20 protein-coding genes are annotated in these 25,743 nt (G+C 55.6%); 6 read left to right on the top strand and 14 right to left on the bottom strand.

Annotation, left to right across the window (positions count from 1 at the left end; genetic code table 11):
- Positions 1-161 precede the first annotated feature (161 nt).
- The 8 genes from olsB to sppA form a co-directional block, all read right to left on the bottom strand.
- Positions 162-1,001 carry a l-ornithine N(alpha)-acyltransferase gene (gene olsB / locus BLM14_RS16950; protein WP_100001424.1) on the bottom strand — a complete coding sequence of 280 codons (840 nt, stop codon included), beginning with the start codon at positions 999-1,001 and terminating at the stop codon, positions 162-164.
- 158 nt (positions 1,002-1,159) lie between these two features.
- On the bottom strand, positions 1,160-1,663 hold the full coding sequence (lspA, locus tag BLM14_RS16945) for a signal peptidase II (protein ID WP_100000467.1): 504 nt from the start codon (positions 1,661-1,663) through the stop codon (positions 1,160-1,162).
- 13 nt (positions 1,664-1,676) lie between these two features.
- Positions 1,677-2,546 (bottom strand): TrmH family RNA methyltransferase, encoded by an 870-nt coding sequence (locus BLM14_RS16940; protein WP_100000466.1) that lies wholly within the window; start codon positions 2,544-2,546, stop codon positions 1,677-1,679.
- Entirely contained in the window at positions 2,543-3,508 is a 966-nt protein-coding gene (locus BLM14_RS16935) for a class I SAM-dependent rRNA methyltransferase (RefSeq protein ID WP_237143563.1), read from the bottom strand. The genes BLM14_RS16940 and BLM14_RS16935 overlap by 4 nt, the downstream gene beginning before the upstream one ends.
- Positions 3,509-3,718: 210 nt before the next feature.
- Positions 3,719-4,693 (bottom strand): bifunctional Delta(1)-pyrroline-2-carboxylate/Delta(1)-piperideine-2-carboxylate reductase, encoded by a 975-nt coding sequence (lhpI, locus tag BLM14_RS16930; protein WP_100000465.1) that lies wholly within the window; start codon positions 4,691-4,693, stop codon positions 3,719-3,721.
- A 24-nt stretch (positions 4,694-4,717) separates the two neighbouring features.
- Positions 4,718-5,050 (bottom strand): LapA family protein, encoded by a 333-nt coding sequence (locus BLM14_RS16925; RefSeq protein ID WP_100000464.1) that lies wholly within the window; start codon positions 5,048-5,050, stop codon positions 4,718-4,720.
- Between the two features lie 44 nt (positions 5,051-5,094).
- Positions 5,095-5,379: an integration host factor subunit beta gene (locus BLM14_RS16920; protein WP_100000463.1), complete on the bottom strand. Its 285-nt coding sequence runs from the start codon at positions 5,377-5,379 to the stop codon at positions 5,095-5,097.
- A 91-nt stretch (positions 5,380-5,470) separates the two neighbouring features.
- Complete coding sequence (sppA, locus tag BLM14_RS16915) at positions 5,471-6,457, bottom strand: signal peptide peptidase SppA (protein ID WP_100000462.1); 987 nt, start codon at positions 6,455-6,457, stop codon at positions 5,471-5,473.
- 390 nt (positions 6,458-6,847) lie between these two features.
- On the opposite strand from sppA, the gene lptC reads away from it, so the two are divergent.
- From lptC to ptsN, 6 genes are all read left to right on the top strand, one after another.
- A complete protein-coding gene (lptC, locus tag BLM14_RS16910) occupies positions 6,848-7,435 on the top strand; it encodes an LPS export ABC transporter periplasmic protein LptC (protein ID WP_237143392.1) in 588 nt (195 codons plus the stop codon).
- Between the two features lie 56 nt (positions 7,436-7,491).
- Positions 7,492-8,100, top strand: a complete 609-nt coding sequence (locus tag BLM14_RS16905) for an LptA/OstA family protein (RefSeq protein ID WP_100000460.1) — start codon at positions 7,492-7,494, stop codon at positions 8,098-8,100.
- A 73-nt stretch (positions 8,101-8,173) separates the two neighbouring features.
- Positions 8,174-8,932 (top strand): LPS export ABC transporter ATP-binding protein, encoded by a 759-nt coding sequence (gene lptB, locus BLM14_RS16900; protein WP_100000459.1) that lies wholly within the window; start codon positions 8,174-8,176, stop codon positions 8,930-8,932.
- Positions 8,933-9,100: 168 nt separating this feature from the next.
- A complete protein-coding gene (rpoN, locus tag BLM14_RS16895) occupies positions 9,101-10,765 on the top strand; it encodes an RNA polymerase factor sigma-54 (RefSeq protein WP_100000458.1) in 1,665 nt (554 codons plus the stop codon).
- Between the two features lie 201 nt (positions 10,766-10,966).
- Entirely contained in the window at positions 10,967-11,557 is a 591-nt protein-coding gene (gene hpf / locus BLM14_RS16890) for a ribosome hibernation-promoting factor, HPF/YfiA family (protein WP_100000457.1), read from the top strand.
- 85 nt (positions 11,558-11,642) lie between these two features.
- Complete coding sequence (ptsN, locus tag BLM14_RS16885; protein ID WP_100000456.1) at positions 11,643-12,107, top strand: PTS IIA-like nitrogen regulatory protein PtsN; 465 nt, start codon at positions 11,643-11,645, stop codon at positions 12,105-12,107.
- Between the two features lie 46 nt (positions 12,108-12,153).
- Here the strand turns inward: ptsN and BLM14_RS16880 are convergent, their stop codons facing one another.
- The 6 genes from BLM14_RS16880 to BLM14_RS16855 all read right to left on the bottom strand — a co-directional run bounded on the left by BLM14_RS16880 (position 12,154) and on the right by BLM14_RS16855 (position 25,396).
- A complete protein-coding gene (locus BLM14_RS16880; RefSeq protein ID WP_100001420.1) occupies positions 12,154-12,588 on the bottom strand; it encodes a Fur family transcriptional regulator in 435 nt (144 codons plus the stop codon).
- 146 nt (positions 12,589-12,734) lie between these two features.
- A complete protein-coding gene (locus BLM14_RS16875; protein ID WP_100000455.1) occupies positions 12,735-21,359 on the bottom strand; it encodes a glycoside hydrolase family 94 protein in 8,625 nt (2,874 codons plus the stop codon).
- 292 nt (positions 21,360-21,651) lie between these two features.
- Positions 21,652-22,689, bottom strand: a complete 1,038-nt coding sequence (locus tag BLM14_RS16870) for a sulfate/molybdate ABC transporter ATP-binding protein (RefSeq protein WP_100000454.1) — start codon at positions 22,687-22,689, stop codon at positions 21,652-21,654.
- 11 nt (positions 22,690-22,700) lie between these two features.
- Entirely contained in the window at positions 22,701-23,588 is an 888-nt protein-coding gene (cysW, locus tag BLM14_RS16865) for a sulfate ABC transporter permease subunit CysW (RefSeq protein ID WP_100000453.1), read from the bottom strand.
- The gene (gene cysT, locus BLM14_RS16860) at positions 23,572-24,432 is read right to left on the bottom strand and encodes a sulfate ABC transporter permease subunit CysT (RefSeq protein WP_100000452.1); all 861 of its coding nucleotides are present in this window, start codon (positions 24,430-24,432) and stop codon (positions 23,572-23,574) included. Before cysT ends, cysW begins: the two co-directional genes overlap by 17 nt.
- 4 nt (positions 24,433-24,436) lie before the next feature.
- Positions 24,437-25,396: a sulfate ABC transporter substrate-binding protein gene (locus BLM14_RS16855; protein WP_418314236.1), complete on the bottom strand. Its 960-nt coding sequence runs from the start codon at positions 25,394-25,396 to the stop codon at positions 24,437-24,439.
- Between the last annotated feature and the right edge of the window lie 347 nt (positions 25,397-25,743).

Below are 25,743 nucleotides of genomic sequence, written 5' to 3'. Positions count from 1 at the left end.
TCGTAGGGCGAAGGTTCGTTGTAAGATGCCAGTTCGGCCAAGACAGTCTCCTGATATTCAGGAGCAATCTATTCGCTATCGCAGGATTTACACACCTCTAAGCAGCTCATCGATCGCTTTTCTCCACAGATGATGAGGTGACCGCGGAATGTAATATGACTTTAGCCGAAGCGTTTCGCTTCAGCGGCATAATGACTGATATAGCGTTCCGAAATGCGGCTGACTGGCAGGATAATGAAGACATCGGTTGTACCAAAATCGTGATCGACCACAGCGCCGTCGCCAATCATCGCGCCAAGGCGCAGGTAACCCTTAATCAGCGGCGGCATGGCAAACAGCGCGACCCTGGAGTTGATGGCCTCGGTGGGGACAAGATCCATTGGCTGGTACAGTGCGGGCAACGCGCGAACATCCCAATCGGGTGTGGCACGGCAATTGTGCTGCAGGAAAGACAGCGGCAGTGCATGGGCGGCCGGAACCGTACCGTGGAAGGACGCACACCCGAACATCACACCAATGGAATGGTGTCGGCAATAGGTCCATATGCCCTGCCACAGCAACTCAACGGTCCGTTTTGACCGGTATTCGGGCAAGACACAGGAACGCCCAAGTTCGAGAAATCGCAATTCGGGCTTCGCAGCTACAAGGCGGTCAATCGAATATTCGCTGGCTGAATAGAAGCCACCTGTCTCAAAGGCTTTTTCCGAGCGCAGAAGCCGGTACGTACCGACGATCTGCTTATGCTTGGGTCCTGGAATCGACGTATCATAGACAAGAAGATGGTCACAGAAGGGATCAAAGCGATCGGCGTCGCGCTGTTCCATTGTCGCAGAGCCTTTGGCCCCGAGCTCATCAAAAAACACTTTGAATCGGAGCTGCTGCGAAGACGCTATTTCGTCCTCTGTCTGCGCAAGGCACACTTCCATTGTGCCGATGCGACCTAGCACCGAAACAAGGCGTGGCGCCGTAAACGGCGAGGGTGTTGAATCAACCTGCGACATCATGCGCTGATCTTTAGTAGCTGATGCAGGTTCAAGCAAGGCAATGCCCATAGCGATTCGCTCTCTTACGAGGTTAATCGGTAAATCGTTTATCTCTGAATACAACAAATGGATGACGGCTACATGACGTGGAAACGGGCTAATTTCCCGTATTTGCGTCAGTTTTCTCCTGGCTCCCCGCCTCGGGCACGCCGGTCGCGCAGCCAGACAAAAATTTCCTCGATCACCACCATTGCCGCACCAATTGATATGCAGGCATCGGCGAGATTGAAGACGGCAAACGACCACGATGGCAGGTGGAAAAGAATATAGTCGACGACATATCCATGCAGACTGCGGTCAATGAGATTTCCGATCGCACCGCCAATAATCAGCGCAAAGCCGAAGCGGGAAATCCAGCGTGCTGATGCGGTGCTCCACCAAAGATAGCTGACAAATCCAATGACAATGACCGTCAGTCCGATCAGGGCAAGATCGTGGAGGCCGCTGAGCATTGAAAAGGCGATGCCATTATTGTGAACACGAAAAAGTGCCAGAAAGGGCAAGAGATCAATCTGTTGCTGATAGTCCATGCCGGTCTCGACCAGATATTTGATGATCTGGTCGCTGATTACAGCGAAGGCAATGACGGCAAAAAGACTGTAAATGGATCTATTTTTCATCAATCTTTTTTTCTTACGTTCCACTGTCGAGCTTCAGTGCGTCACGCCTGATCTCGAACAACATGACGCCCGTTGCAATGGCAAGATTAAGCGAATCGGCACGGCCTTCCTGTGGAATGCGTGCGAGTTTGTCGCAGGCAGAGGCCAACGGGTCAGGCAGCCCCTGCTGCTCGTTGCCCATCATGAGGATGACCGGTTTGTTGGCATAGGGAATCGTGCGGTAATCGACGGCACCTTTAAGGTGGGTTCCGACGACCAGTCCCGAAAAACTCTTTCGCCAGGATAGAAATTCAGCTTCGGTGGCGCGTACCAGCGGCATGGCAAAAACCGAACCCATGGTGGCGCGAACAGTTTCCAGCGAAAACGGATCAGTCGTATCGCCAATCAGGATGATCCCCTTAGCACCCACGGCATCTGCCGTGCGGATGATCGTTCCGAGATTGCCTGGATCCCGCACGCGATCGAGCGCGACATAGACCTCGTTGCCCTGCGGTTTGATTGCGGACAGGGAATGGACTTTCTGTTCAAAAACACCGACGACCATTTGCGGGTTGTCACGCCGCGTGATGGCAGCGATTATCTTTTCGCTGACTTCGAGTACGTCACCGCCCTTGGCAATGGTCCGGGCAGCGACCTGCTCGACGAGAGAATTGCCCTTGCCAGCCTTGGAGTAGACCAGGGTTCTGATCGTCCAACCAAGATCAAGCGCATCAATGATCAGTTTCAGGCCTTCGGCAAGAAAAACACCCTGCTGGTCGCGGAACTTTTTCATCGCCAACGCGCGCAAATCCTTGACGATCGGGTTGGTCAGGCTGGTGACTTCCTTGACCTTGCCGGGGCGAGCAAGTCCGCTGCCCCGCTGGTAATCTTCGTGTCTGGTCATTTCGCACCCCAGCGGCTGAAAAGGGAGGTGGAGAGGGCGCGCGCCGATGAGCGTTCGCGCAGGATAAGCTCACCGGACTGTACCTCGCCGCCAAGACCGGTGAACGCGTCCCGCATCAGCTCATGGATGGCGAAAAACGAGGCGCGAATTGAATAGGCGGTCAATACCACAGCAAGTGGGTTAGGCGTGAGTATGGCGCGACAGAGATCGACCATATCAGGCAGATTGTCGAATAATTGCCAGACTTCGCCATTCGGTCCGCGGCCATAGGCCGGCGGGTCGAGCAGGATAATATCGTAGCCGCTGCCGCGCCGTTCTTCGCGGGCGACGAATTTCATCGCGTCCTCGCAGATCCAGCGAATGGGTTTGCCGGAAAGCCCAGCCATTTCCTGGTTTTCCCGTGCCCAGACGATGGCTTTCTTCGATGCATCCACATGCGTGACTTCAGCGCCGGCACGTGCTGCGACCAGCGAGGCAACACCCGTATAGCCGAAAAGGTTCAGTACTTTGACAGGGCGTTTCGCGTTGCGGATCAGGCTATCCATGTGGGACCAGTGCGTACCCTGCTCAGGGAATACACCCACATGCCGGAAGGACGTGAACCGGCCAAAAAACGGGATACCGTCAAAGGCAAGCGGCCAGGTCTCGCCGAGCGGCACTTTAGGAAAATGCCAGCGGCCGACACCTTCCTCATCCGTATTGCCGGTAAAGATCGCGTCAGCCTTGTCCCATTCGGCCCTGTCCGAGGCGGGGAGCCATATGGCCTGACCTTCGGGCCGTACGATCCGGTAGGGGCCGTATTGCTCAAGCTTCAGCCCATTGCCACTGTCGAGTAACGCATAATCGTCCGAAGGAAGAGTTTCGAGGATCAACCCGGTTTTTTCCTGCGGACGCGCGCCGGTGCGCCGGATCAGCACCCGCTTCGGCTGCGGTTCCGCACGTGGCGTGGTCTTTGTCTGCACATCGCCATCCGAAATGCGCGTTGACTTGGCAAATTGCGGGCGCGGCTTGGTAGCGCTCTGCCGATGTGCGGCGCTTGTTGGAATATTGCCTTTCGGACCTGTGCCCTTGGCCTTCCTGATTTTTCCGCCAGGCGATTTCAAATCGTGCTTTCCTCGTAGTGCTTTGGAGGTTTCCTATGCCATGACGAGGAAAGGCGAAAGCAAAAACGCTCAAGCTGATGCTGAGATTGCCTTTTCATAGATAAGAATCCCCGCGGCAAGGTCTTCCAAGGCCGCGCCAACTGACTTGAACAGCGTGATTTCGTCTGCTGATTGACGGCCGTTGATAGTTCCACGCGTTAAATCAAACAAATCGCCGATCACGTGGCTTGTCGTCACGATGCCGGCCTTGATAGGTTGCACGATATCGCCGCCTTCTTTCAAAGCGCCGTCCTTTGTATCGACAAAAACCCGGGCGCGCTTGACACACTCGTCATCGCTCTCGCGCATCGACGGCGTAAAGGCACCGATCAGATCGACATGGGCGCCTGGTTTCAGATGCCTGCCCAGGATGAGCGGCTCTGTGGAAAGCGTTCCGGCGCTGATGATATCGGCTTCAGAAATCGCGGCATCCTTGTCCTTGACGGCCTTGGCGTTGAAGCCATCCGCAACGAGATCGGCGGCAACTTTTTCCGCACCGGCGAAATTGCGGTTCCAGATTGAGATTTCCGTGATGGGTCGGACAGCGCTGTGCGCTCGTGCCAGAAAGCCGGAAAGTGCGCCCGCACCAAGCACAACGAGCTTTGACGCATCCGCGCGCGCGAGGTAGCGGGCGGCCAGTGCCGATGCACCTGCCGTGCGCCACAGCGTGAGGCGTTGCCCATCGATCAGCGCCTTGGGTTCGCCGGTCTTGCCATCGAGCAAAAGATAGACGCCCATGACAGCGGGTTTCGAAACGACGCCATTATCAGGCGATACGGTAACGATCTTGACGCCCATGTAACCTTTCGAGGAATCGCCGAGGGCATCGAAATCCGACCAGGCAGGCATCAGTAGCAATGTGGAGGCAGCGCCGTCCGGGCGATCAACAGTGTGATGGTGGCGCACGGGCTGGATAACGCCCTGGCGGAATGCCTGCTCGATCGCAGTGATCATGTCCGGCCAGTTCAACAGCCCGTCGACCTCGGCCGGGGAGATCAGTTTCATGATAAATCCTTGATTATATGTCGCTCAATAGAGCGAAGGAAGATTCGGTGTAGAGGTCGTCTCGGCCGCGGCTTTTCGCGCTTCCTTACGCAAAAGCTCTGCTTCCAGTTTGCGCTGGCGCGCCAGCTTCCGGTGTTTTCCCTGATTGTACCAGGTCGCCAAACTGCCAAGAACCAGCCCGATAATGAGGGCGATAAATAGCCAGACGAACAATGGGGCAGAATAGGAAAGGAGGGGGTTTCCGGGATTGAACGGGTCGATCGTAAGGGACACCGCTCCGCGATTGGCCACCGACAATGCGATCAGAATGATGGCAAGCGGCACAAGAATGAGGGCGACGACAATGCGATTGACCATATTTCTCTCCTGGGCGCCGCTTCAAAACGCGCGGTGAATGCGCCTCACCCCTGGGTGTTGAGCCTGTCGCGAAGTTCCTTGCCGGTCTTGAAGAAAGGTACCCACTTTTCCTCGACATCGACACTTTCACCGGTGCGTGGGTTGCGGCCGCTGCGCGCCGGGCGGTTTTTTACTGAAAAAGCGCCAAAACCGCGGAGCTCGACCCGATTGCCTTCAGCCAGTGCGTCGGTGATCTCGTCAAAGATGGCACCGACAATGTTTTCCACGTCACGTTGAAACAAGTGTGGATTGCGGTTGGCAATGATCTGTACGAGCTCTGATTTGATCACAGCGAAATCCCTTCCGGTTCAAGATCAGGCGGGCATAGTCAAAAAGCTACAAACTTAACGACTATGTCACTGATCTTATGTGTTTAATATCTTATTGCGCCCCGACAGGCTTGCCGTCAACGTGCCAAACAGAAACGAGCCCGTCAAGGAAGATACGATCTCCGGTCAATTCCCGCAGTATTCCAGCACTTTCCTGCGGAATGCCGAGAAATTGAGCAAGCATTTTCAGCGCGGATTGGGAGAAGAACAGACCGAGCGACGACTTTTCGACAGGTTTCCATTCGATAACGGGCAATTTGTCATTAACGCCCCTGGTTTTTAGCCAGCCGATGGCTTTGTCTTCGCCGCCGAGCTCATCAACGAGCTTGTTGGCAACCGCCTGACGCCCGGTAAAGACTGACCCGTCGGCCAGCGCCAGCGCTTGTTCGTGAGTGAACTTGCGCCGTTCCTGTACGAGGCCAACGAACCAGTCATAGGAGTCGATGATCATGCGATGGATCATGGCTTTGGCTTCGTCACTGGCGGGATTGAAGAAGTTGGGCTCTGCCTTGAGCGGGCTCGATTTAATTGTCTCGACCTTGACACCGAGCTTCGTGAGGAGTTCCGAGATGTCGGGATATTGGAACAGCACACCTATAGAGCCGATGATCGACGATTGACGGGCCACAATGTGATCGGTGGCGCTGGCAATCATATATCCGGCCGAAGCGGCCAATGTCCCAACCTGCGCAACGACGGGCTTCTTCATGGCAAGTTTGCGGACAGCTTCGTAGATCGCCTCGCCGCCGGCCGTCGTACCGCCGGGGGAATCGATAGAAAGGATGACACCTTTTACCGCATCCGAATCCTCAACATCCTGCAGGCGTTTGAGCAATTCATCATTCTCAAAAATTGTTCCCTCGACGCGAACCTTGGCGATATGCGGCGCAGATTTGCCGGAGAAACTGTCTGATCCTGTCGTAAAGAAATAGAGAGAAATCAATGCAAGGGCGAGAAGAAGGAGCGTGAACGCCCGCCAGAATGTCAACTTTCTGCGGAGCCGTCGTCTGTCGATAATTGCGTCAGCGGTATTTGCCATCGTCCTATCCGTTCGCTCTCAAGTTCGGTTCGGTACTCTTCTGCGACAACATCTTATGGAAGTCCAGACGTCACACTGCGTCGTTTGATCGGCACACGCACCTTGTATCTCGTTCAATGACGGCATACTTGTTGCCTCGAATACAACTTGTGCGACAGGTACTCGTCCATTTCATCGAAAAATAACCATATTGGCGTTCAACTAGCCATATCATTGTAATCGGTAAGCGCAGCCAGTCTTATGTCCATCGAAAGAAACGATCTGCATCCGGAACGTGATGCTACCGCTGATGCTGACCACCATGCCGAGGTGGCACGGCAATTTGCTGCCTCCGATAAGGATTCCACGGTTTTTCGCGCAGCTGAACGGCATTCCCGGCGTGTTCGCTTCTTGAAGTTTGCTTTGCCGACCGTCGCCTTGATTGGCGCAGCGGTGTTTTCCTGGTTTACTTTCTTTTCAACATCCAGCGTGCCAAGCAATATTTCGCTCGACAATGCTGGAATCGAAGACGGCAAGCTGGTTATGACCAATCCCAAGCTCGACGGGTTCACCAAGGACAAACTGCCTTACAAAATGAGCGCGGTGCGGGCATTGCAGGAAGTGGGCAATAGCAACGTGATTTCCCTCGAAGGGATCGATGCGGAAATTCCGCTTGGCACAGAGTTGCGTGCTCAGGTTAAGGCGAAGTCCGGAGTCTTCGACAATGCGAACCGGCAGTTGACACTCGACAGCGACATAAGCTTGACAACATCCGATGGCATTACAGCACGGCTACAATCGGCTGATATCGATATAGCCGGGAACGCCATGTCGACCGATCAACCGGTCAGCATAAACAACAGCAATTCGAGTATTACCGCAGACAGCATGCAAATCACTGAAAACGGTAAAGTAATGACTTTTGAAAAGCGCGTAAGGCTTGTCATTCAGCCTACAAAGCTGCAAGAAGGTGGCAAGGAAATCAAATCGCCAGAGTAATGTCTGAGAGTGATTGCTGATTTCAAGGGAATATCCTGGATTTAGGAGAGAAGACGATGTCGTGCGGGGCAAGACTGATCAGCATTTCGACCGTTGCATTGGGTATATTGGCATCTTCCATGATCATTCCTGCTGCGGCACAGGATGCCGGCGCTGGGAAGGGCATCAAGCTCTCTGGCGACCAGCCGATCCAGATCGACGCAGACAAGCTGGTCGTGCATGACAATGAGGGCACCGCGACCTTTACCGGCAATGTCACAGTTGTTCAGGGGGCAACGCTGCTGAAGGCTGGCTCGATGATTGTTTACTACGTCAAGGGCGCCAAGAAAGACTCTGCCGACGCCACTGCGGCTGACGCGCCGAAAACCGGCGGGCTTGCCGGACCAGCGTCGCAGGACATCGATCATCTCGAGGTCAATGACAAGGTTTACGTGAAATCCGAGGATCAGGTCGCGACTGGCGATCACGGCACGTTTGATATGAAAACGGAAGTGCTGGTTCTGACCGGTAACAAGGTTGTCCTGACACAGGGCGACAATGTCGCCATCGGCTGCAAATTGACTGCACAGCTCAAGACTGGTGAAGCCCAGCTTGAAAGCTGCAAGAGCGGCCCGACAGGCCGCGTCTCCATCGTTGTCGCACCCAAGAACGCGCCGAAGAACTGAGCCTGTAGTGTCCTTGTTTTCGCGTCGCTCCACCAGCAAGATTTCCGTGCGGCCAGACTCCAGCGTTTCTGAAATGCGACCTGCCGATCCAGCGGCAAAGGATCGTATGAAGGGGACACTGGTCGCGCGTGGCATCACCAAGAGCTATAATGGCCGCCAGGTCGTGAACGGCGTCTCCTTCGGGGTCCGCTCTGGCGAAGCCGTTGGCATTCTTGGGCCTAACGGTGCGGGTAAGACGACGTGTTTCTATATGGTCACCGGTCTTGTGCCGGTCGACAAGGGCACAATCGAAATTGACGGATTCGATGTGACGACGATGCCGATGTATCGCCGTTCCCGGCTCGGTATCGGCTATCTGCCTCAGGAAGCATCGATTTTCCGCGGTCTTTCTGTCGAAAACAATATCAAAGCCGTTCTTGAGGTGGTCGAAAAGGATCGGAGCGCGCGAGCGCAAGAACTCGATTCTCTTCTCGAGGAATTTCATATCGCCCACTTGCGCAAGGCTCCGGCGATCTCGTTATCTGGCGGCGAGCGTCGCCGCCTCGAAATTGCCCGTGCTTTGGCGTCCAGGCCTAATTTCATGCTGTTGGACGAACCTTTTGCCGGTGTTGATCCGATTGCCGTTGCAGATATTCAGCAGTTGGTGCGCCATCTGACTGGTCGCGGTATTGGAGTGCTCATCACCGACCATAATGTGCGCGAGACACTCAAGCTGATCGATCGGGCCTATATCATTCATGCTGGTCAGGTGCTTACCCATGGCCGCCCGGATGAAATTATTGCCAATCAGGATGTTCGCCGGCTTTATCTCGGTGATCAGTTCAAGCTCTGATTTTTCCTGTTTTAGGGCTTTACTTGTAAAAAATTGCGCTTCTAACACTCGTTTTGGTTGAAAATTAGCGTGGCGCGACGTTTTTTGACTTGTTGTGATTGACAAGCAAGGATTGGGCCAGTTCTGTACATCCGCAAGGAATTTCGTACAGGAGCGTCTTCGTTTATCATGGCCTTGTCGCCAAAACTCGATCTCAGGCAAACTCAAGCGCTGGTGATGACGCCGTTGCTCATGCAGTCGATTCGGCTGCTGCAACTGACGCACGTTGAACTCGAACAGTTCATCGAACAAGAGATCGAAAAGAATCCCCTGTTGGAGCGCGATGAGACCTATGGCGAACGTTTTTCGCTCGACGAACGGAATCCTGGGGATGATCGCGGCTCTGGCGAGGCAGGTGATTTCAACAGGGTTGCCATAAGCGGGGACTCCGACGCGCATGAGGATCGCCCCGATCCGAATGGGCAGAACGATCATTGGCTCGTCAGTGGCGAGTCGACAAGTTCCGGCTCGATGTCCGATACGTTCGACAGTTCCCTTGAGAATATTTTCCCCGACGATCCGGGCACACAGGATTTTATTGCGGGCGATCTTGCCTCGCAATGGAAGTCGTCGTCAGGCGATGGTTACGTTTCCGTCGGTGGCGAAGGCTATAATCTCGAACAGGTAACGGCGTCGCCACTCACCCTGCGCGATCATGTCGGCGAGCAGATCATCTTTGCCTTCGAAAATGCTGCTGACCGCATCATTGCGGCGGAACTGGCTGATCATCTCGATGAAATGGGATATTTGCGCGCTGATGTTGACGAGGTCGCCGAAAGGCTCGGCGTCGACGTGGCCCATGTTGAAAAACTCATTGCCGTACTGCAAGGGTTCGAACCGGCCGGGCTTTTCGCGCGGGATCTCGCCGAGTGCCTGGCTCTGCAGCTTCATGCAAGGAACCGGCTTGATCCGGCCATGAAAACGCTGTTGCAACATCTGGAACTTCTCGCAAAACGCGATTTTCACACTCTGAAGAAACTATGTCATGTGGCTGATGCGGACATTCTCGACATGCTGCAGGAGATCCAGCTTCTCGATCCAAAACCAGGAACAGCGTTTTCTTCCGGGATAGCCGACAGCATCATTCCTGACGTACAGGTGGATGTGGCACCCGACGGAACCTGGCGGATCGAACTCAATCCGGATGCCCTGCCGCGCGTGCTGGTCAACAACAGCTATTACGCAACGGTATCGAAGGCCAAGGTATCGCCTGCAGAGAAAACGTTTCTCAGCGAGTGTTTGCAGAATGCCAATTGGCTAACCCGCAGTCTCGATCAGCGTGCTCAGACGATTCTGAAGGTCGCCAGCGAGATCGTTCGCCAGCAGGAAAACTTTCTTCTGCATGGCATTGCCCACTTGAGACCGTTGAATTTGCGCAATGTGGCCGATGCAATTGGCATGCATGAGTCGACCGTCAGCCGTGTTACGGCAAATAAATATATGCTGACCATGCGCGGTGTCTTTGAACTGCGTTATTTTTTCAATGCGGCCATTTCCGCAACTGAGGGGGGCGAGCAGCATTCCTCGCAATCGGTTCGCCACCAGATCAGGCAACTTATCGACGCTGAAGCGCCGGATGACATTCTATCGGACGATACAATCGTCGATCTGCTGAAGGAACAAGGGGTCGATATTGCCCGGCGCACTGTTGCCAAGTATCGGGAGGCTATGAACATTGCTTCTTCTGTCCAAAGACGGCGCGAGAAAAAAGCCCAAACCTCTGTGCGCAAGAGCGATGGAAGGTCTGGATTCGTCCGCCACGCGGGTGTAGGATTCACGCGAGTGGGCAAGTGAGCCGGACCAAAGAAGTTCGGTCAGGGAGAGAAGCGCCGGTAATTTGCGACAATCGGAGCGAAAGCGCGCGTTAGGACATGAAGAATCAAAGGTGAAATGTGATGGAAAGCTCGCACGGAATGTGCGGGATGTCTTTGCTCGGCTCTCAACAACAGTGTAGATTGGCTCGGGCAATGAAAATCACAATGAAGGTGAGGTATCATGAGTCTGCGTGTATCTGGGAAACATATGGACATTGGTGACGCTTTCCGCATTCGGATTGAAGAGCGGATCGGGGAGATGGTGACCAAATATTTCGATGGCGGATATACCGGCCACGTAACCGTGGAAAAGCAGGGATCGCGATTTATTGCCGACTGCCTCATCCGCTTGGATACGGGTACGGTGCTGCAGGCAGCAGGCGAAGCGCAGGATCCGGTTCTTGCCTTTGACGCAGCGGGAGAGCGTGTCGACAAACGCCTCCGCCGCTACAAGCGGCGCTTGAAATCGCATCAGGCCCCAGGTTCGAATGGTGTTTTCGATGACGTTTCCTACCGCGTCATGGCGCCCGTGCCGGATGATGATGAAGATATTCCAGAAGACTATGCTCCAACCATCGTCGCAGAGACGTCGATGGCACTCAGAAGCATGAGTGTGGCATCAGCGGTCGTGGAACTCGATCTGAAAGATAGTCCTGTGGTTGTCTTCCGCAACTCTGGAAGTACGCAGGTTAATATCGTATATCGCCGCCCTGACGGAAATATTGGCTGGATAGATCCCTCGGCAGTGGCCGGCCAAAACGCTGCCCGGTAATGAGCAAAACGGATTCGTAGCGAAATTTGAACTATCGTTCGCGCTCGTGTAAGAGCGCGGACGGTAACTGGAAGGAAGAGAGATAATGGATCTGGGTGATCTCATTCAGCCTGACGCTGTCCTGCCCGCATTGAAAGTCAATTCCAAAAAACAGCTTTTGCAAATCATGTCGGAAAAGGCAGCCGCCTTGACCGGTTTGAGTGAGCGAGAGGTATTTGACACCGTCATGCAGCGCGAGCGCCTTGGCTCCACTGGTGTCGGCAATGGAATCGCCATTCCACACGGGAAGATCAACAGCGTCAAACGCATTGCTGGCGTTTTCGCCCAGCTCGAGACGCCTGTCGATTTCGAAGCGCTCGACGACCAGCCGGTCGATATCGTGTTTCTGTTGCTTGCGCCCGAAAATGCCGGTGCGGATCATCTCAAGGCCTTGTCACGGATCGCCCGTATGCTGCGGGATCCAGAGCGTATTGCAAAACTGCGCACTGCCCATGATGCGAGCCTGCTCTATGAGCTTTTAACGTCGCAGCCCACTTCAAACGCGGCTTGATTCACCGTTTATGCGTTTCAGCGAAAGCCGCCTCCGGGCGGCTTTTTCATGAGGAACGGTCGATCTTCCGCCCGTAAAGCTCAAGCCGATGATGGATAATGTCGTAACCAAGAGATCTGGCGATCTCCTCCTGCAGCTTTTCGATCTTGTCCGACTTGAATTCAATAACTGCGCCCGTATCGACGTCGATCAGGTGATCATGATGTTCACCGTGCGCCTGCTCAAATCGTGAGGGCCCGCCATTGAAGGCGTGGCGATGGATTGCTCCCATCTCCTCCAGCAGATTCATTGTGCGATACACGGTTGAGAGTGAAATGCTGTCATCGATCTCGATGGCGCGATGAAAGATCTTCATCGCGTCCGGGTGATCTTCCGTTGATGTCAAAATATCGAGAATGATCCGGCGTGGACGAGTGATGCGCACGCCTGCATTGCGCAGCTCTTTTTCATAATCCGGCTTCTGATTCAGGGCATGTTTCATGCGCGCAATTATGCGCCAGATCGGCGTCAGTTGCAAAGATTCTCAACTGGATAATCCAGCGAAACAGTTCGCGTGTTTCATTCAGGCCCTTCTCACGGCGAGAAAGAGACCGCCGCCAGCGAGTGAACGCGGGCGGCGGATTGATGTTACCCGGTAATGGCGGCGGCATCACTGACTGTGCTGCTTGGCGGCACTTCCACAAGTACCTTGTGCTCGCCTGAGGTTTCCAGCGGAATTCCACCATCGGCCTTGGTCAGCTTCTTGCCGTTGACGGTGACCTTCTTGCCGCCCTTGGCGGCCGGCTTTACCTCGACAGTGTAGCGGGCATCACCGTTGCGCAGTACAAAACTGAAACCGTCCCAATCCGATGGCAAGGCCGGATCGACGAACAGCCGGTCGTTCTGCCGGCTGATGCCGAGAATGCCTTCGGTTGCAACGCGATAAAGCCAGCCGGCCGAGCCAGTATACCAGGTCCAGCCGCCGCGTCCGCGCATCGGATCGACCGAATAGACATCCGCAGCCACCACGTAGGGCTCGACCCGATAGGATTCGGCCTTTTCCGCGTCCAGCGAGTGGTTCACCGGATTGAGTTTCCTGAACCAGCGATAGGCCTCATCAGCATCGCCAAGTCTCGCCATGGCAAGCACGGCCCATGTTGCGGCATGGGTATATTGCCCGCCATTTTCACGTACGCCAACCGGATAGCTCTTGATGTAGCCGGGATCGTGCCGCGACTTGTTGAAGGGCGGTGTGAACAGCTTGATGATATCCACTTCGTCATCGACGAGATGCGTTGCCACCGAATGCATGGCCTGCTTCGCCCGGTCCGGTTCGCCATAACCAGACAACACGCTCCACGACTGCGCGATGGAGTCGATCTTGCACTCTTCGCTCTTCTTCGAGCCAAGCGGTGAGCCATCGTCGAAATAGCCACGGCGATACCATTCACCATCCCAGCCGTCCTTTTCGAGAGCCGCCTTCAGGCTTTCGATATGAGCTTCCCAGCGCTGGATGCGATCCGTATCCTTGAAGTGTCTGGCGATGGGCAGGACGTCGCGCAACGTGCTGATCAGGAACCAGCCAAGCCAGACGCTTTCACCCTTGCCCTCTTCGCCGACACGGTTCATGCCATCGTTCCAGTCGCCGGTCAGCATCAGCGGCAGGCCGTGGGAGCCGGTACGGGCAATGGCGAGATCGAGCGCGCGGGCAGCATGCTCGTAGACGCTGACCTTCTCGCTGGAGATTGTCGGCTGATAGAAGGCATCGTGCTCGCCATCTTCCAGCGCCCGCCCCTCGATGAACGCGACCTGCTCGTCGAGAATGCTCATATCGCCAGTTACCGAGGTATAATGGGCGATGGCGTATCCGAGCCAGACAACGTCGTCGGAGATCTTCGTTCTCACACCGGCCCCTGTTGTCGGCAGCCACCAATGTTGAACATCACCTTCCTTGAACTGGCGGGCGGACACATTCAAAATCTGCTTTCGAGCAAGCGATGGATCGAGAATGAGCATGGACAGCGTGTCCTGCAGCTGGTCCCGGAAGCCGAAGGCACCACTTGCCTGGTAGAAGGCCGAACGCGCCCAGATGCGGCAGGCAAGGCTCTGATAGGGCAGCCAGCGATTGACCATCACGTCGAATGCATCGTCCGGAGTATCGACCTGCAATCCATCAAGGAAGTTCGTCCAGATCGCTTTGGAGGCCGAGAGCGTTTCCTCGAATGGACGCTTGTTATGTTCCGCGAGGATGCGGCGTGCCTCGTCGGCATTGCCGGCATCGCCCATATAGAACAGCACTTCCCTGGTTTCACCGGCAGCAAGTTCGATATCGATTGCAAGCGCGGCACATGGATCGCCACCCGCCTCGACAAGGTTCGACAAAGTCTTCGCCTGAAGCACGGCTGCTGGCCGATCGACCGTACCGAGCGCGCCCAGGAATTCGGCGCGGTCGGCTGTAACGGATTGCGGCTTCACATTGCTGGCGAAGAACGCAACGTTTGTGCGACGGTCGATGCCGTAGGGGTTGCGGGCGAACAGTACGCCAGTTTCCGTGTCACAGGACGGCACGATGAACGGCGCAGTCTTGGCCCGGGCATTGCCAAGCATCCACTCCACAAAGCCGTAGACGCGCAGTCGCTTGGCCGAACCGCCGTGATTGGTGATCTTGAGGCTTGATACACGTACTGGCAATTGCGGATCGACGGTATGGGTCAATTCCAGCCCGACGTTGCCATGACGCGAGAGGAAGGTTGAATAGCCCTGTCCATGTCGCGTTTCGTACTGGACGGAAGGATCGCGCAACACTGAAGCCGTGGGGGCGAATGCTGTGTTTTTATCGAGGTCCAACACGTAGATCGCTTCACCGGAACGGTTGATAACCGGATCATTCGACCATTGCGTCAGCTGGTAGTCACGGCTGTTGCCGGACCAGGTAAAGCCTGCCCCTTCCGCCGAGACATGGAAGCCGAAGCCGGGGTTGGAAATGACGTTGATCCAAGGTTGCGGCGTGTGGGTGTGGTTTGCGAGACGAATGACATATTCGCCGCTCGGCATGTCAAAGCCGCCAAAACCGTTCCAGAAAGCCAGATCGTCTCCGGAAGTTTTCGACCGGCGTTTGCTTATCAATTGCGTCGGTGCGGGAGCGATACCGCGCATCTCGTCAAGACCCGTGTCGACCGTTGCAATGACCTTCCCTCCGGCGTCGGCAACGGGAACAAGATCTGCACTGAGGCCTTCCATCCGTTTCAGCTGTTCGGCCAGCGAGCCGTTCTGTGCATGCATGACGATACGGGCCGAAGCCAGCAGGGTGTTGTAGCTTGCATCACTCATCTGGTCGCGGCGAACAGTGAAAATATGAACGCGTGGTCCCAGCTGGGCACCGCGCGCACGGCTGTTTTCGCAGATCGCTTCAAGACCACGCTGAAAATCCTGGGCGTAGGAAAAGGAGCGTTCGTTGATGACGACCACATCGACAACGAGACCCTTTGCCCGCCAATATTCATGCGCCCGGAGGAGGTTCCGTAAGGTCTCCATGTCAGCTTCATCATCGATGCGCAGGGCAAGGATCGGGAAGTCACCGGAGATGGACATCGGCCAAAGTTCGGATTGACTGCCAAGACCGTTTGCAATGCTTTCGGATGGCATCCGCAAAGTCTTGTCAGGATAGATCAGGCTGGTTGCAACGCGCTGAAAGACTTGCGCCTCGTCGGGGTTGATCCCGATATGATGGAGACGCACCTGCGAACTCGTCCAGGACAACGAGAATTCGCGAGCGAAGCAATCCGGATGGCGGAAGCGTCCAACGACTTCTTCCAGCTCCTGCCGGTTTGAGCGCACGAGCGTCCAGAACACCAGCGTAACCTTCTTGTGTGCCGGTACGCGAACGCGACAGCGCAACGAAGCGATCGGGTCCAGCACAAATCCCTGGCTGCCACTCAGGGTCGCGCCTTCGTCGAAAGCCGCGGGATTGCGCAGGGAACGCCCGCGCCCAATAAAGGCTCTCCTGTCGGTTTCGGCCTGGACTTCGCGCATGGCACCCGAACTGTCGCTAACCATATGCGCAACATGAATGTCCGGTTCGCCGTTGCCGCGCTTGCGGCGCGTAGCGTAGATCGTATCGCCGCGCTGATCGATCTCGGTTTCCACGAACATCTTGGCAAAAGCCGGATGAGCCGTGTCTGTATCATCATTGGTCAACACCAGTTCTGCATAGGACGTCACTTCAATGATACGGTCCTTGGTCCCTGTATTGGTGATGACGATGCGACGGCCTTCGCCATCGGAATCGGAGGCGACAATGGCCTCCACTGTGGAATGCAGCGTGCCGGTTTCCTTGATGAACTCCGCCTTATAGTCGGTGAAGATCGTCGTACTTTTTTCGCCTGCAACGCGCACCGGATCACCCGTCGCCGACCACCATTCGCCATTTTCCATATCCCGCAGGAACACGAAGGTGCCGTAGCCGCTTTCCAGCATGTCAGGCTGAAAGCGCGTGATCGCAAGTCCATTCCAGCGGCTGTAACCGCCGCCATTGGCCGTGACCATGACCGAGTAATGGCCATTCGACATGAGCTGCGTCGCGCGGGGAGCACTCAGCGGGTTCTGTATGATGTGGATGGAAGGTGTCTCTTCGCTACTCTCGACCGCCTTGCGCATCGGATTCTCGGCTTTGGCCTGGAGAACTGGAATCTCACGCGGTGCCTTCTCCTGCAACAGAAGCTCTGCGGCTTCGATGACAGGGTCGGCGTGGAAACGGTCACGCATACGGCCTTCAAACACGACATTGTTAACGGCGACGATCGACATGCCGTGATGGTGCGCCATGTAATTGCGGACCACAGCATATTCTTCGTCGTCTCGAACACGTGACTTGGTAAAATCCACGGCGTCGTAGAAACCGTACTTGCCAAGAGCACCCATGTCGCGCAGGCGCTGCAGATTCTTGACTGCTGCCGCAGGCTGATACTGGCTCGCCATGATACTTGCATAGGGGGCCACGACATAATTCTTGGAGAGCCCGCGCTTGAGACCAAGCGTGGGGACACCGAAGTTGGTGTACTGATAGTTCATCTCCGGATCACGCGCATTGTAGGCGGCTTCCGAAATGCCCCATGGCAGGCCCTTGGACTCGCCATATTCGATCTGACGCTGAACGATCAGCTTGTTGGTCTGGTCCAGCATGCTGCCGAGTGGTTCGATCATGACCAGAGGCGGCATGAGGTACTCGAACATGGACCCGGACCAGGAGATCAGCGCACCACGCCAGCCAACCGGGACCAGCAGGCGCCCAAGCCGGAACCAGTGATCGACCGGGATGTCGCCCTTGGCTATGGCGAACAGGCTCGCCAGACGCGCTTCGGAAGCCAGAAGATCGTAGCAGCTTGCGTCCAGCTCATTGGTCTCCACACGGAAGCCGATTGACAGCAGGCGCCGTTCCTTGCGCTCAAGGAAGGTAAAGTCCGTATCGAATGCCAATTGCCGTGCACGTGTCGCAAGCGTCACCAAACGCTCACGCAAGACGTCCGTGCCCTCATGCGTGCCAATGGCATCGTCCGTATGAGCCTGGCACGTCTTGACCAGCAAGAGTGCCCATTCATTGGCCGTTGCGCTGACGGGACTTTCAAGTTCACCGTGCAATTCTTCGGTGAGGCGTTGAATGTCGCCGGCAAAAAGTGACAGGTTGATCGTGCGCAGAGAAGCCGTCTCCGGCTCTTCCTTGATCGTGGTGATTGCTCGGCGGAAATTCGAAACGCGCTCATCGAGACGGCGGCGCAAGGGTCTGAGAACCCGTCGGTCATCCGGAATATCGCTGATCGCTTCTTCCAGAATATCGCTAACGTCGAGAACACCATCGAGATCGCTCTGTAGATAGACCGAGGGTGCCTCTGCCCATTTCTCAAGCGCGGAGGAAAGGGCAACGAGATGGCCCGCAAGATTGCCGCTGTCTACCGCCGAAACATAGAGCGGAAGCAATGGCCGCAAGGTGGTTGTCTCATACCAGTTGTAGAGGTGGCCGCGATATTTCTCCATCTTCTCAAGGGTGTCGAGCGTTTGGTCGATACGCGTCAGCGTTTCATTGAAGCCGATCCAACCGAAATCCCGTGCTGCGACAGTCGAGAGAAGATACATGCCGATATTGGTCGGCGATGTGCGCGTGGCGATGACCGGATGAGGATCTTCCTGGAAATTGTCCGGCGGAATGAAATTCTGCTCCTTGGTCACGAATGTATCGTAATAGTGCCAGGTCCGACGGGCATAGCGGCGCAGTTCGCCCTTGTCGGAAGAGCGAACATTGAGATCGTCCAGCGGTTTGGCTGACCGGCTGACCAGCCATGCAATCGTCGGCGAAAGGAACCAGATCACTGCAAAGGGCACAGCGAGGAACCACGCCCGGCTGTGAGCAGCAAGTGGCAGGCCAATGGCAACCACGGCAACAAGCATCGCAGGCCACATCAGCTGCGTGTAATAGCTCAATGTGTCGGGGGAACTGGTCTTGGCCTGGGCAGCGGCGCGCCATTCGAGAAGGTGCTTACGCGAGATAAACAGGCGATAAAGCGTGCGCACGATCGCATCGGCCATCAAGCAGGCCATGTTGGCGAGGAACGTGATGCGCAGTGCAATATCTGCTGCACCCGAGAAAATATCGGTAAAGATCGCCTGTACATGCCCCTTGAGCGACAGGTTCATGTCTGTCGGCACGAGATTGGTGAACAGAATCATCGTCGGAACGATGAACATGCTGAAGATCAGGAAACACTGCCACAGAGTGGCGAGTCCTGGCGGGAGCAATGTCCACCCGGCTATGGCTGCAATGATCCAGAATATCGGCGCCAGGGAGCGGCGCAGATTGTCGACCATCTTCCAGCGCGTGACAGCCGTCACACCGGGCTTGGTGCTGAATAGATAGGGCAGCAGCTGCCAATCGCCGCGAGTCCAGCGATGGTGGCGGGAGATGTCGACGTTGTAGCCGGTCGGATAATCCTCGACCACCTCGACATCGCTGACGAGAGCACTGCGTGCATAACCGCCTTCGAGCAGATCATGGCTGAGGACAGAATTTTCGCCGATCTTGCTGTCAAGAGCTGCTTCAAAAAAGTCGACGTCGTAAAGTCCCTTGCCGGTGAATGTTCCTTCACCAAGAACGTCCTGGTAAACGTCGGAAACCGCGAAGACATAGGGGTCGATGCCGCGGTTTACGGAGAAGACTCGCTGCAGGAACGAGGCATCGTCGCCGGTGGTAAGCGAGGGCGTCACCCGCGGCTGAAGAATGGAATAGCCGCTGACCACGCGACCCGATTTCGGCCTGTAGATAGGACGATTGAGCGGATGCACCAGCTTGCCTGCGAGGCGGTTGACCGAATCCGGTGTCAGCCGTGTATCGGAATCGAGCGTCATTACAAATTTGATGTCGGTCGGCACTTCCTCATTCGTGGGGAAATAGGTCGTGTCCTTGTCGCCGCGCAAAAGCATATTGAGTTCGTGCAGCTTGCCCCGCTTGCGCTCCCAGCCCATCCAGCAATTCTCTTGTGCATTGAACAGGCGCTTGCGGTGCAGCAGGAAGAAGCGAGGATTGTTCTGGGTGTAATGGTTGTTGAGCGCAGTGATTTTTTCGCGCGCATAGTCGAAAATATCGAGATCGTCGTCGGTCTGCTCGACCTTGCTGTCGGCCCAGTCGGTCAGGAGCGCAAAATAGACCTCGCCTCGCGGATTGGTGAGATAGTGCACCTCGAGATTGCGGATGTGTTCATCGACGGAATCACGCGATGTGATCAATGTCGGCACGGCAACAAGGGTCTTTGCCTCCTGTGGCAGTCCGTTCTTGTATTCGAAGCCAATGAGCCGCGTTGGCGGCATGAACATTGGTATGATCCAGTTGACGAACCCGTTGGCCGTCTCCATCGTGGGGAATACAGCAAGAAGGGTGAATAGCAGCGTCAGATCGCTGGATAGGCCGAAACGCCGCAGCCAATAGTGGATCAGGAGCAGGATGGCGATCGAGAAGAACGACGCCGGCGCCCAGAGCCCTGCCAGGCCAAGTTTGCGGTAAAAGCGCACCCAGCGCTCAAGAACTGTCGGCCTATAGCTACAGGTTGCTTCAAGTTCCGCGCGGCCTTCGCCGGCAAGATAATAGCCGACGTCCCGTTTCCGCTGCTCGGTGACACCAACCTCGGCACCTGTCTCTTCCGCGCTCTTATGTGCGAGATCGAGGGCTGCCTCGGTAATGTCCTGTTCGCTCTTGCCCGAACGGCGGGCAATCTTTTCAATGGCAACGCGATAGGCATTGCGCGAATGGAAATCGAGCGCATCAAAATTGGAATGCTCGCGCAGCACGGCGTCCACGCCGCTGACAGTTTCGAACCAGGTGATCCAGTCGACGTCGTCAATGGATTTCAGGCTGCGGATGAGATTGCCCATCGTCACGCCGCCGGTAGACTGGCGCGTATGTTCCTGGATGATGGCATCTTCAGCATCGCTGCCGTTCTTTTCGAGCTCTTCTTCGAGCCATGCCACCGCCGCACCGGAATGGGTAGCGCCGCCGCGCAGTCGATAAAGCAAATGGGTGGCAAAGGTACTGTCGCGCGCCGCAGTGGCATACTGGGCCAAAAGCTGCGGCAGCGTATCCTTGTCGGAATTCAGGGTGATTTCATCGGCGACACTGTTGGCGTAGGCGCGCATACGGCGGGCGCGCTCGACGCGTAGGGACAGGCGCCGGGCATTTTCGATCAGGATAAACCGGACGGCAGACGGCAGCGCCCACAATTCACCGATATGCAGCGGCCCGACGGTCTGGAAGCCTTCAACGATGGCACTCAGGCTGTTCAGCGAAAATTGGCTGTCGGTATGGGCGACATACAGCCATGCAAGCGCCATGACCCGCGGAATTTCCGGCTTGCTTGTCAGTGACGGCAATTGCCGGAAGAATTTTTTGGGAAGGTCGCGCTCGACCTGCTGGATATTCTGGTCGACGAGGTAATAGTTGTCGAGCAACCATTGTGCCGCCGGTGTGATGGTCTCCCCTTTGCGCGCTGCGGCATCGGAAGAACGATAGGAATGCAGGATCAGACGGGCGTTTTCAACGGTTCGCTGCTCGAAAACCATCGGCTCGTAATCGGGCAGGCGGACATCCTCGCCTCTCGCCACGCGGGCTCCCAGGTCCCTCAGATCATCAATGGACTTATAATGAGCTCTGATGGGGTTGGGCTGGACAGAAAGGATCTGACCAACAGTTTTCTTCTGGGATGCGAATGCTTGAAAAAAACTCAATACGGGCATTTGCCTTCGTTTCGGTTGGGAAGAAAAAATCTTCGAGATTGCAACACAGAGTTGGTGATGGGTCGAGTACCCATGAGTCAGTTTACGATCTAATCAGGTCATGGCAATTAAGCTATCACCACTTTTGTTGTTAGCGATCAGTTTTGATGAAAATGAGTCAGATTTCCATTAGGCTTTGTGTGTAGTTTTGAACCATTGCCGCGAAACACGCGGATTGTTCGGAAAGTTCGCTTCCAAACAAGAAAGACCGGGATTTGCTCAATCCCGGTCCTCGTGTTCGATGCTGTTTGTGTCAGCTCTTTGGAAATGTCCGCCAATGCTTGGGACGGAATGCAATCCCGCTCATTTCCTTCGCGGGATGTTCGGCAGAAATTCCTATTTCGATGCGTTCGGAAGCTCCGCCGACTTCAAGCTCGACCCGCCTTGTCGCGCCCACACGGCGGCTTGCCACCACGGTTCCGGTGATGCATGCGTCAGAATTTTCAACAAGTTCGACATCGTGGGGCCTGAAGTATAGCGATGCGTCGCCGTCGGGAAGATCGCTCTTGAGGCCAATCTTCCGGTCAGCAAGCCACAATTCGCCGTTTTCGACACGGACCCCGAGGACGCTCGATTCGCCGATGAAACTATAGACGAAGGGTGAATTCGGCTTGTCATAGACCTCATCGGGAGTCCCGATCTGCTCGATCCTGCCTTGGCTCATGACGACGACACGGTCCGCCAGTTCCAACGCCTCATCCTGGTCATGCGTCACAAAGACTGTGGTGTGCTTGGTCTTATCGTGGATCTCGCGCAGCCAGCGGCGCAATTCCTTGCGCACTTTTGCATCAAGTGCACCAAAGGGCTCGTCGAGAAGCAGTATCCTGGGTTCGATCGCCATCGCCCGGGCGAGGGCAACGCGCTGGCGCTGGCCGCCGGAGAGCTGCGCTGGATAGCGCTTTTCGAGACCGGAAAGCTGAACGAAATCCAGAAGTTCCGATGAGCGCCGGCGAATTTCCTCGCTGCTCGGGCGATTGGAATTGGGCCGAACCTTCAGACCAAAACCAACATTGTCGATCACCGTCATATGCCGGAACAGCGCGTAGTGCTGGAAGACAAATCCAACATTGCGCTCCTGTACCGATTTCAGTGACGCATCTTCGTCACCGAAGAAAACCTTGCCTTCAGTTGGCGACTCAAGGCCGGCAATCAGCCGCAAAAGCGTTGTCTTCCCCGATCCGGATGGTCCAAGCAGGGCGATCAGCTCGCCCGAATTGATTTCAAGCGACACGTCGTGCAGCGCTGGAAAGCGATCGAATTCCTTGCGTACACCACTTACGCGAACGTCCATTTTTATTCCTCTCAGTGTCCGCCGGCTGCGCGAAGCTCCGTCCCGTATCTCAGCTCCAGGAGAGACTTGAGAACGAGAGTTACCAGCGCAAGCAACGCCAGAAGCGAAGCCACCGCAAAAGCAGCGACAAAATTATATTCGTTGTAAAGAATTTCGACATGCAGTGGCATTGTGTTGGTCAGGCCGCGAATATGGCCTGAAACGACGGACACTGCGCCAAATTCCCCCATGGCCCGGGCGTTGCACAAAAGCACGCCATAGAGCAAGCCCCATTTGATATTGGGGAGGGTGACATGCCAGAACGTTTGCCAGCCATTGGCACCAAGCGAGAGGGCTGCTTCCTCGTCCGTTGTGCCTTGTTCCTGCATCAGCGGGATCAGTTCCCGTGCAACGAAGGGGAAAGTGACGAAAACGGTAGCAAGGACGATGCCGGGAACCGCAAACAGAATTTCAATTCCGTGCGATTTGAACCAGGGTCCAAGCACGCTGTGCGAGCTGAACAGGAGCACGTAGACAAGGCCGGAAATGACCGGCGAAACTGAAAACGGCAGATCGATCAAGGTAGTCAAAAACGCCTTGCCCTTGAATTCGAACTTGGCGATTGCCCACGCTGCAACGACGCCAAAGATGACATTAAGCGGTACCGCAATGGCTGCCACGAGCAAGGTCAGGCGTATCGCAGCGAGCGCGTCGGCTTCGGCAAACGCGGCGAAATAGGCGGCAGGTCCCTTCCGGAAGGCCTCGACAAAAACCGAAACGAGCGGCAGCACAAGGAATAGCCCGAGGAAAATCAGGGCTGTACCAGTCAACAGGTAGCGGGCCGTTCGTCGTTCTGTCGTCGCATGCCGGGCCATGGCCGTCGGGTCGGTGGTTCGCGGCTGATCAACTGCCATAACCATACCTCCTGCGGCTCCAGGCCTGAATGAGATTGATCACAAAGAGCATGAAAAACGAAATCATAAGCATGATCGTGGCGATCGCCGTCGCTCCGGCATAGTCGAATTCCTCCAGACGGATCACGATCAAAAGCGGCGCAATTTCGGAAACGTAAGGCAGGTTGCCGGCGATGAAGATGACGGAGCCATATTCACCAACAGCACGGGCAAATGCCAAGGCGAAACCGGTGAGAATTGCCGGTTGCAATCCTGGCAGAAGCACCTGGGTAATTGTCTGAAACCGATTGGCACCGAGCGTTGCGGCAGCCTCCTCCACCTCCTTGCGAATTTCTTCCATCACTGGCTGCACTGTCCGGACAACGAATGGAAGACCGACGAAAATCAGGGCGATGGTGATACCGACCGGTGTAAACGCGACCTTGATGCCTAGAGGCTCCAGCAAATGCCCAATCCAGCCATTCTTGGCATAGATCGACGTCAGCGCGATACCTGCGACGGCCGTTGGCAGCGCAAAGGGCAGGTCGACGATGGCGTCGACGATGCGTCGACCCGGAAACCGATAGCGTACAAGCACCCATGCGACAACAACGCCGAAAACGACATTGATCACAGCCGCCACAAGGGACGTGCCAAAGCTGATCTTCAGGGCGTTTACAGTGCGTGGGTCAATGGCGACATGCCAAAATCCTGAAAAGCCCAAGGATGCGGAGCGCCATACGAGGCCTGTTAAAGGGATGAGTACAATCAATGCGAGGTAGGCAAGAGTGAAGCCGAGTGTCAATCCAAACCCTGGAATGACACTCGGCCTCTTAAACCGCCAACCCGCTTTCGCGAGGTTGGAAATCATGCTGTTACTGTTTCGGCTTATAAATCTGGTCAAACGTTCCGCCATCTCCGAAGTGGTAGGGCTGTGCTTTCGCCCATCCACCGAAGATTGGATCATCGATCGTCACCAGTTTCAACTCCGGTAATTTTTTCACTAGGTCGGCTGGGACCAATTCCGGTTCTGCCGGACGGTAGAAGTGCTTTGCGGCCAGTGTCTGACCCTCTTCCGAGTAGAGATACTGAAGATAGGCTTCTGCCGTTTTGCGCGTGCCTTTCGCGTCGACATTCGCATCAACGACGGCAACCGGTGGTTCGGCCAGAATCGACTGTGGCGGAACGACGATATCAAACTTGTCGGCGCCGAATTCGGCCAGCGAAAGATAGGCTTCGTTTTCCCAGGCTAGCAGCACGTCACCAAGTTCACGCTGGGCGAAGGTGGTCGTCGAACCGCGGGCACCGGTGTCAAGAACCGGAACGTGCTGGAACAGCGTGCTGATATAGTCCTTGATCTTGGCTTCATCGCCGCCAAATTGGCCGTAAGCCCAGGCCCAGGCCGCCAGATAGTTCCAGCGCGCACCGCCCGAGGTCTTCGGATTCGGCGTGATGACTTCTACACCGTCCTTGACCAGGTCGCCCCAATCCTTGATGCCCTTCGGATTACCTTTTCGCACAAGAAAGACAATTGTCGACGTATAGGGGGCAGAATTGTGCGGATATTTAGTACGCCAGTCGGGATTGATCTTGTTGGTCTTGGCGATGGCTGAAATATCGCTTTCGAGCGCCAGCGTCACAACATCGGCGTCGAGCCCGTCAATGACAGCGCGTGCTTGTTTACCCGAACCGCCATGGGAGGTCTGGATTGTGACTGTCTCACCCGTGTCGGCCTTCCATTTCGCTGCGAAAGCCGCATTGAAGTCCTTGTAGAACTCGCGTGTCGGGTCATAGGACACGTTCAAAAGCGTAGTGTCCGCACGGGCAGCAGACATCGGCTGAAAGGCGACCGTTGCTGTGAGCAACACAGCCGCCAGTGATAGGGAAAGTCGGGAATGTTTCATGCCTGCCTCCGTATGATTAGAACTGAAGCGTAGCAGAGCCCCTCCAAATAGGGGCGTTAGAAAGAATTCCTTTTATATGGAAAAATTAGAATATTCTACCAGATCATCATAGGCTACTGAAACAGTCGTCTATTCCACAGGAGCATAGGATTTCCGCCCTGCCTCTGAGAGCTGCGTAATGGTGTACGGAAGCGGCCGTAAAACCCTCGAACCGACCCATTCTCGAGAAGTGCTTATTGCCGAATAAACCTTCCAGGCCGGATCGCCCCTCTAGACGA

The sequence above is a fragment of the Phyllobacterium zundukense genome, from assembly GCF_002764115.1.
In the GTDB taxonomy this organism is placed as follows: Bacteria; Pseudomonadota; Alphaproteobacteria; order Rhizobiales; family Rhizobiaceae; genus Phyllobacterium; species Phyllobacterium zundukense.
This window is presented reverse-complemented; position numbering and strand designations above follow the sequence as displayed.

What these genes read in the sequence shown, in the direction of transcription:
- lspA (WP_100000467.1), bottom strand. Translation starts at nt 1,663, where the DNA reads ATGAAAAATAGATCCATTTACAGTCTTTTTGCCGTCATTGCCTTCGCT.
- BLM14_RS16880 (WP_100001420.1), bottom strand. Translation starts at nt 12,588, where the DNA reads ATGAAACATGCCCTGAATCAGAAGCCGGATTATGAAAAAGAGCTGCGC.
- cysW (WP_100000453.1), bottom strand. Translation starts at nt 23,588, where the DNA reads ATGGTTATGGCAGTTGATCAGCCGCGAACCACCGACCCGACGGCCATG.
- olsB (WP_100001424.1), bottom strand. Translation starts at nt 1,001, where the DNA reads ATGTCGCAGGTTGATTCAACACCCTCGCCGTTTACGGCGCCACGCCTT.
- lhpI (WP_100000465.1), bottom strand. Translation starts at nt 4,693, where the DNA reads ATGAAACTGATCTCCCCGGCCGAGGTCGACGGGCTGTTGAACTGGCCG.
- BLM14_RS16905 (WP_100000460.1), top strand. Translation starts at nt 7,492, where the DNA reads ATGTCGTGCGGGGCAAGACTGATCAGCATTTCGACCGTTGCATTGGGT.
- cysT (WP_100000452.1), bottom strand. Translation starts at nt 24,432, where the DNA reads ATGATTTCCAACCTCGCGAAAGCGGGTTGGCGGTTTAAGAGGCCGAGT.
- BLM14_RS16940 (WP_100000466.1), bottom strand. Translation starts at nt 2,546, where the DNA reads ATGACCAGACACGAAGATTACCAGCGGGGCAGCGGACTTGCTCGCCCC.
- rpoN (WP_100000458.1), top strand. Translation starts at nt 9,101, where the DNA reads ATGGCCTTGTCGCCAAAACTCGATCTCAGGCAAACTCAAGCGCTGGTG.
- lptB (WP_100000459.1), top strand. Translation starts at nt 8,174, where the DNA reads ATGCGACCTGCCGATCCAGCGGCAAAGGATCGTATGAAGGGGACACTG.
- hpf (WP_100000457.1), top strand. Translation starts at nt 10,967, where the DNA reads ATGAGTCTGCGTGTATCTGGGAAACATATGGACATTGGTGACGCTTTC.
- ptsN (WP_100000456.1), top strand. Translation starts at nt 11,643, where the DNA reads ATGGATCTGGGTGATCTCATTCAGCCTGACGCTGTCCTGCCCGCATTG.
- sppA (WP_100000462.1), bottom strand. Translation starts at nt 6,457, where the DNA reads ATGGCAAATACCGCTGACGCAATTATCGACAGACGACGGCTCCGCAGA.
- BLM14_RS16925 (WP_100000464.1), bottom strand. Translation starts at nt 5,050, where the DNA reads ATGGTCAATCGCATTGTCGTCGCCCTCATTCTTGTGCCGCTTGCCATC.
- BLM14_RS16870 (WP_100000454.1), bottom strand. Translation starts at nt 22,689, where the DNA reads ATGGACGTTCGCGTAAGTGGTGTACGCAAGGAATTCGATCGCTTTCCA.
- BLM14_RS16875 (WP_100000455.1), bottom strand. Translation starts at nt 21,359, where the DNA reads ATGCCCGTATTGAGTTTTTTTCAAGCATTCGCATCCCAGAAGAAAACT.
- BLM14_RS16855 (WP_418314236.1), bottom strand. Translation starts at nt 25,396, where the DNA reads ATGTCTGCTGCCCGTGCGGACACTACGCTTTTGAACGTGTCCTATGAC.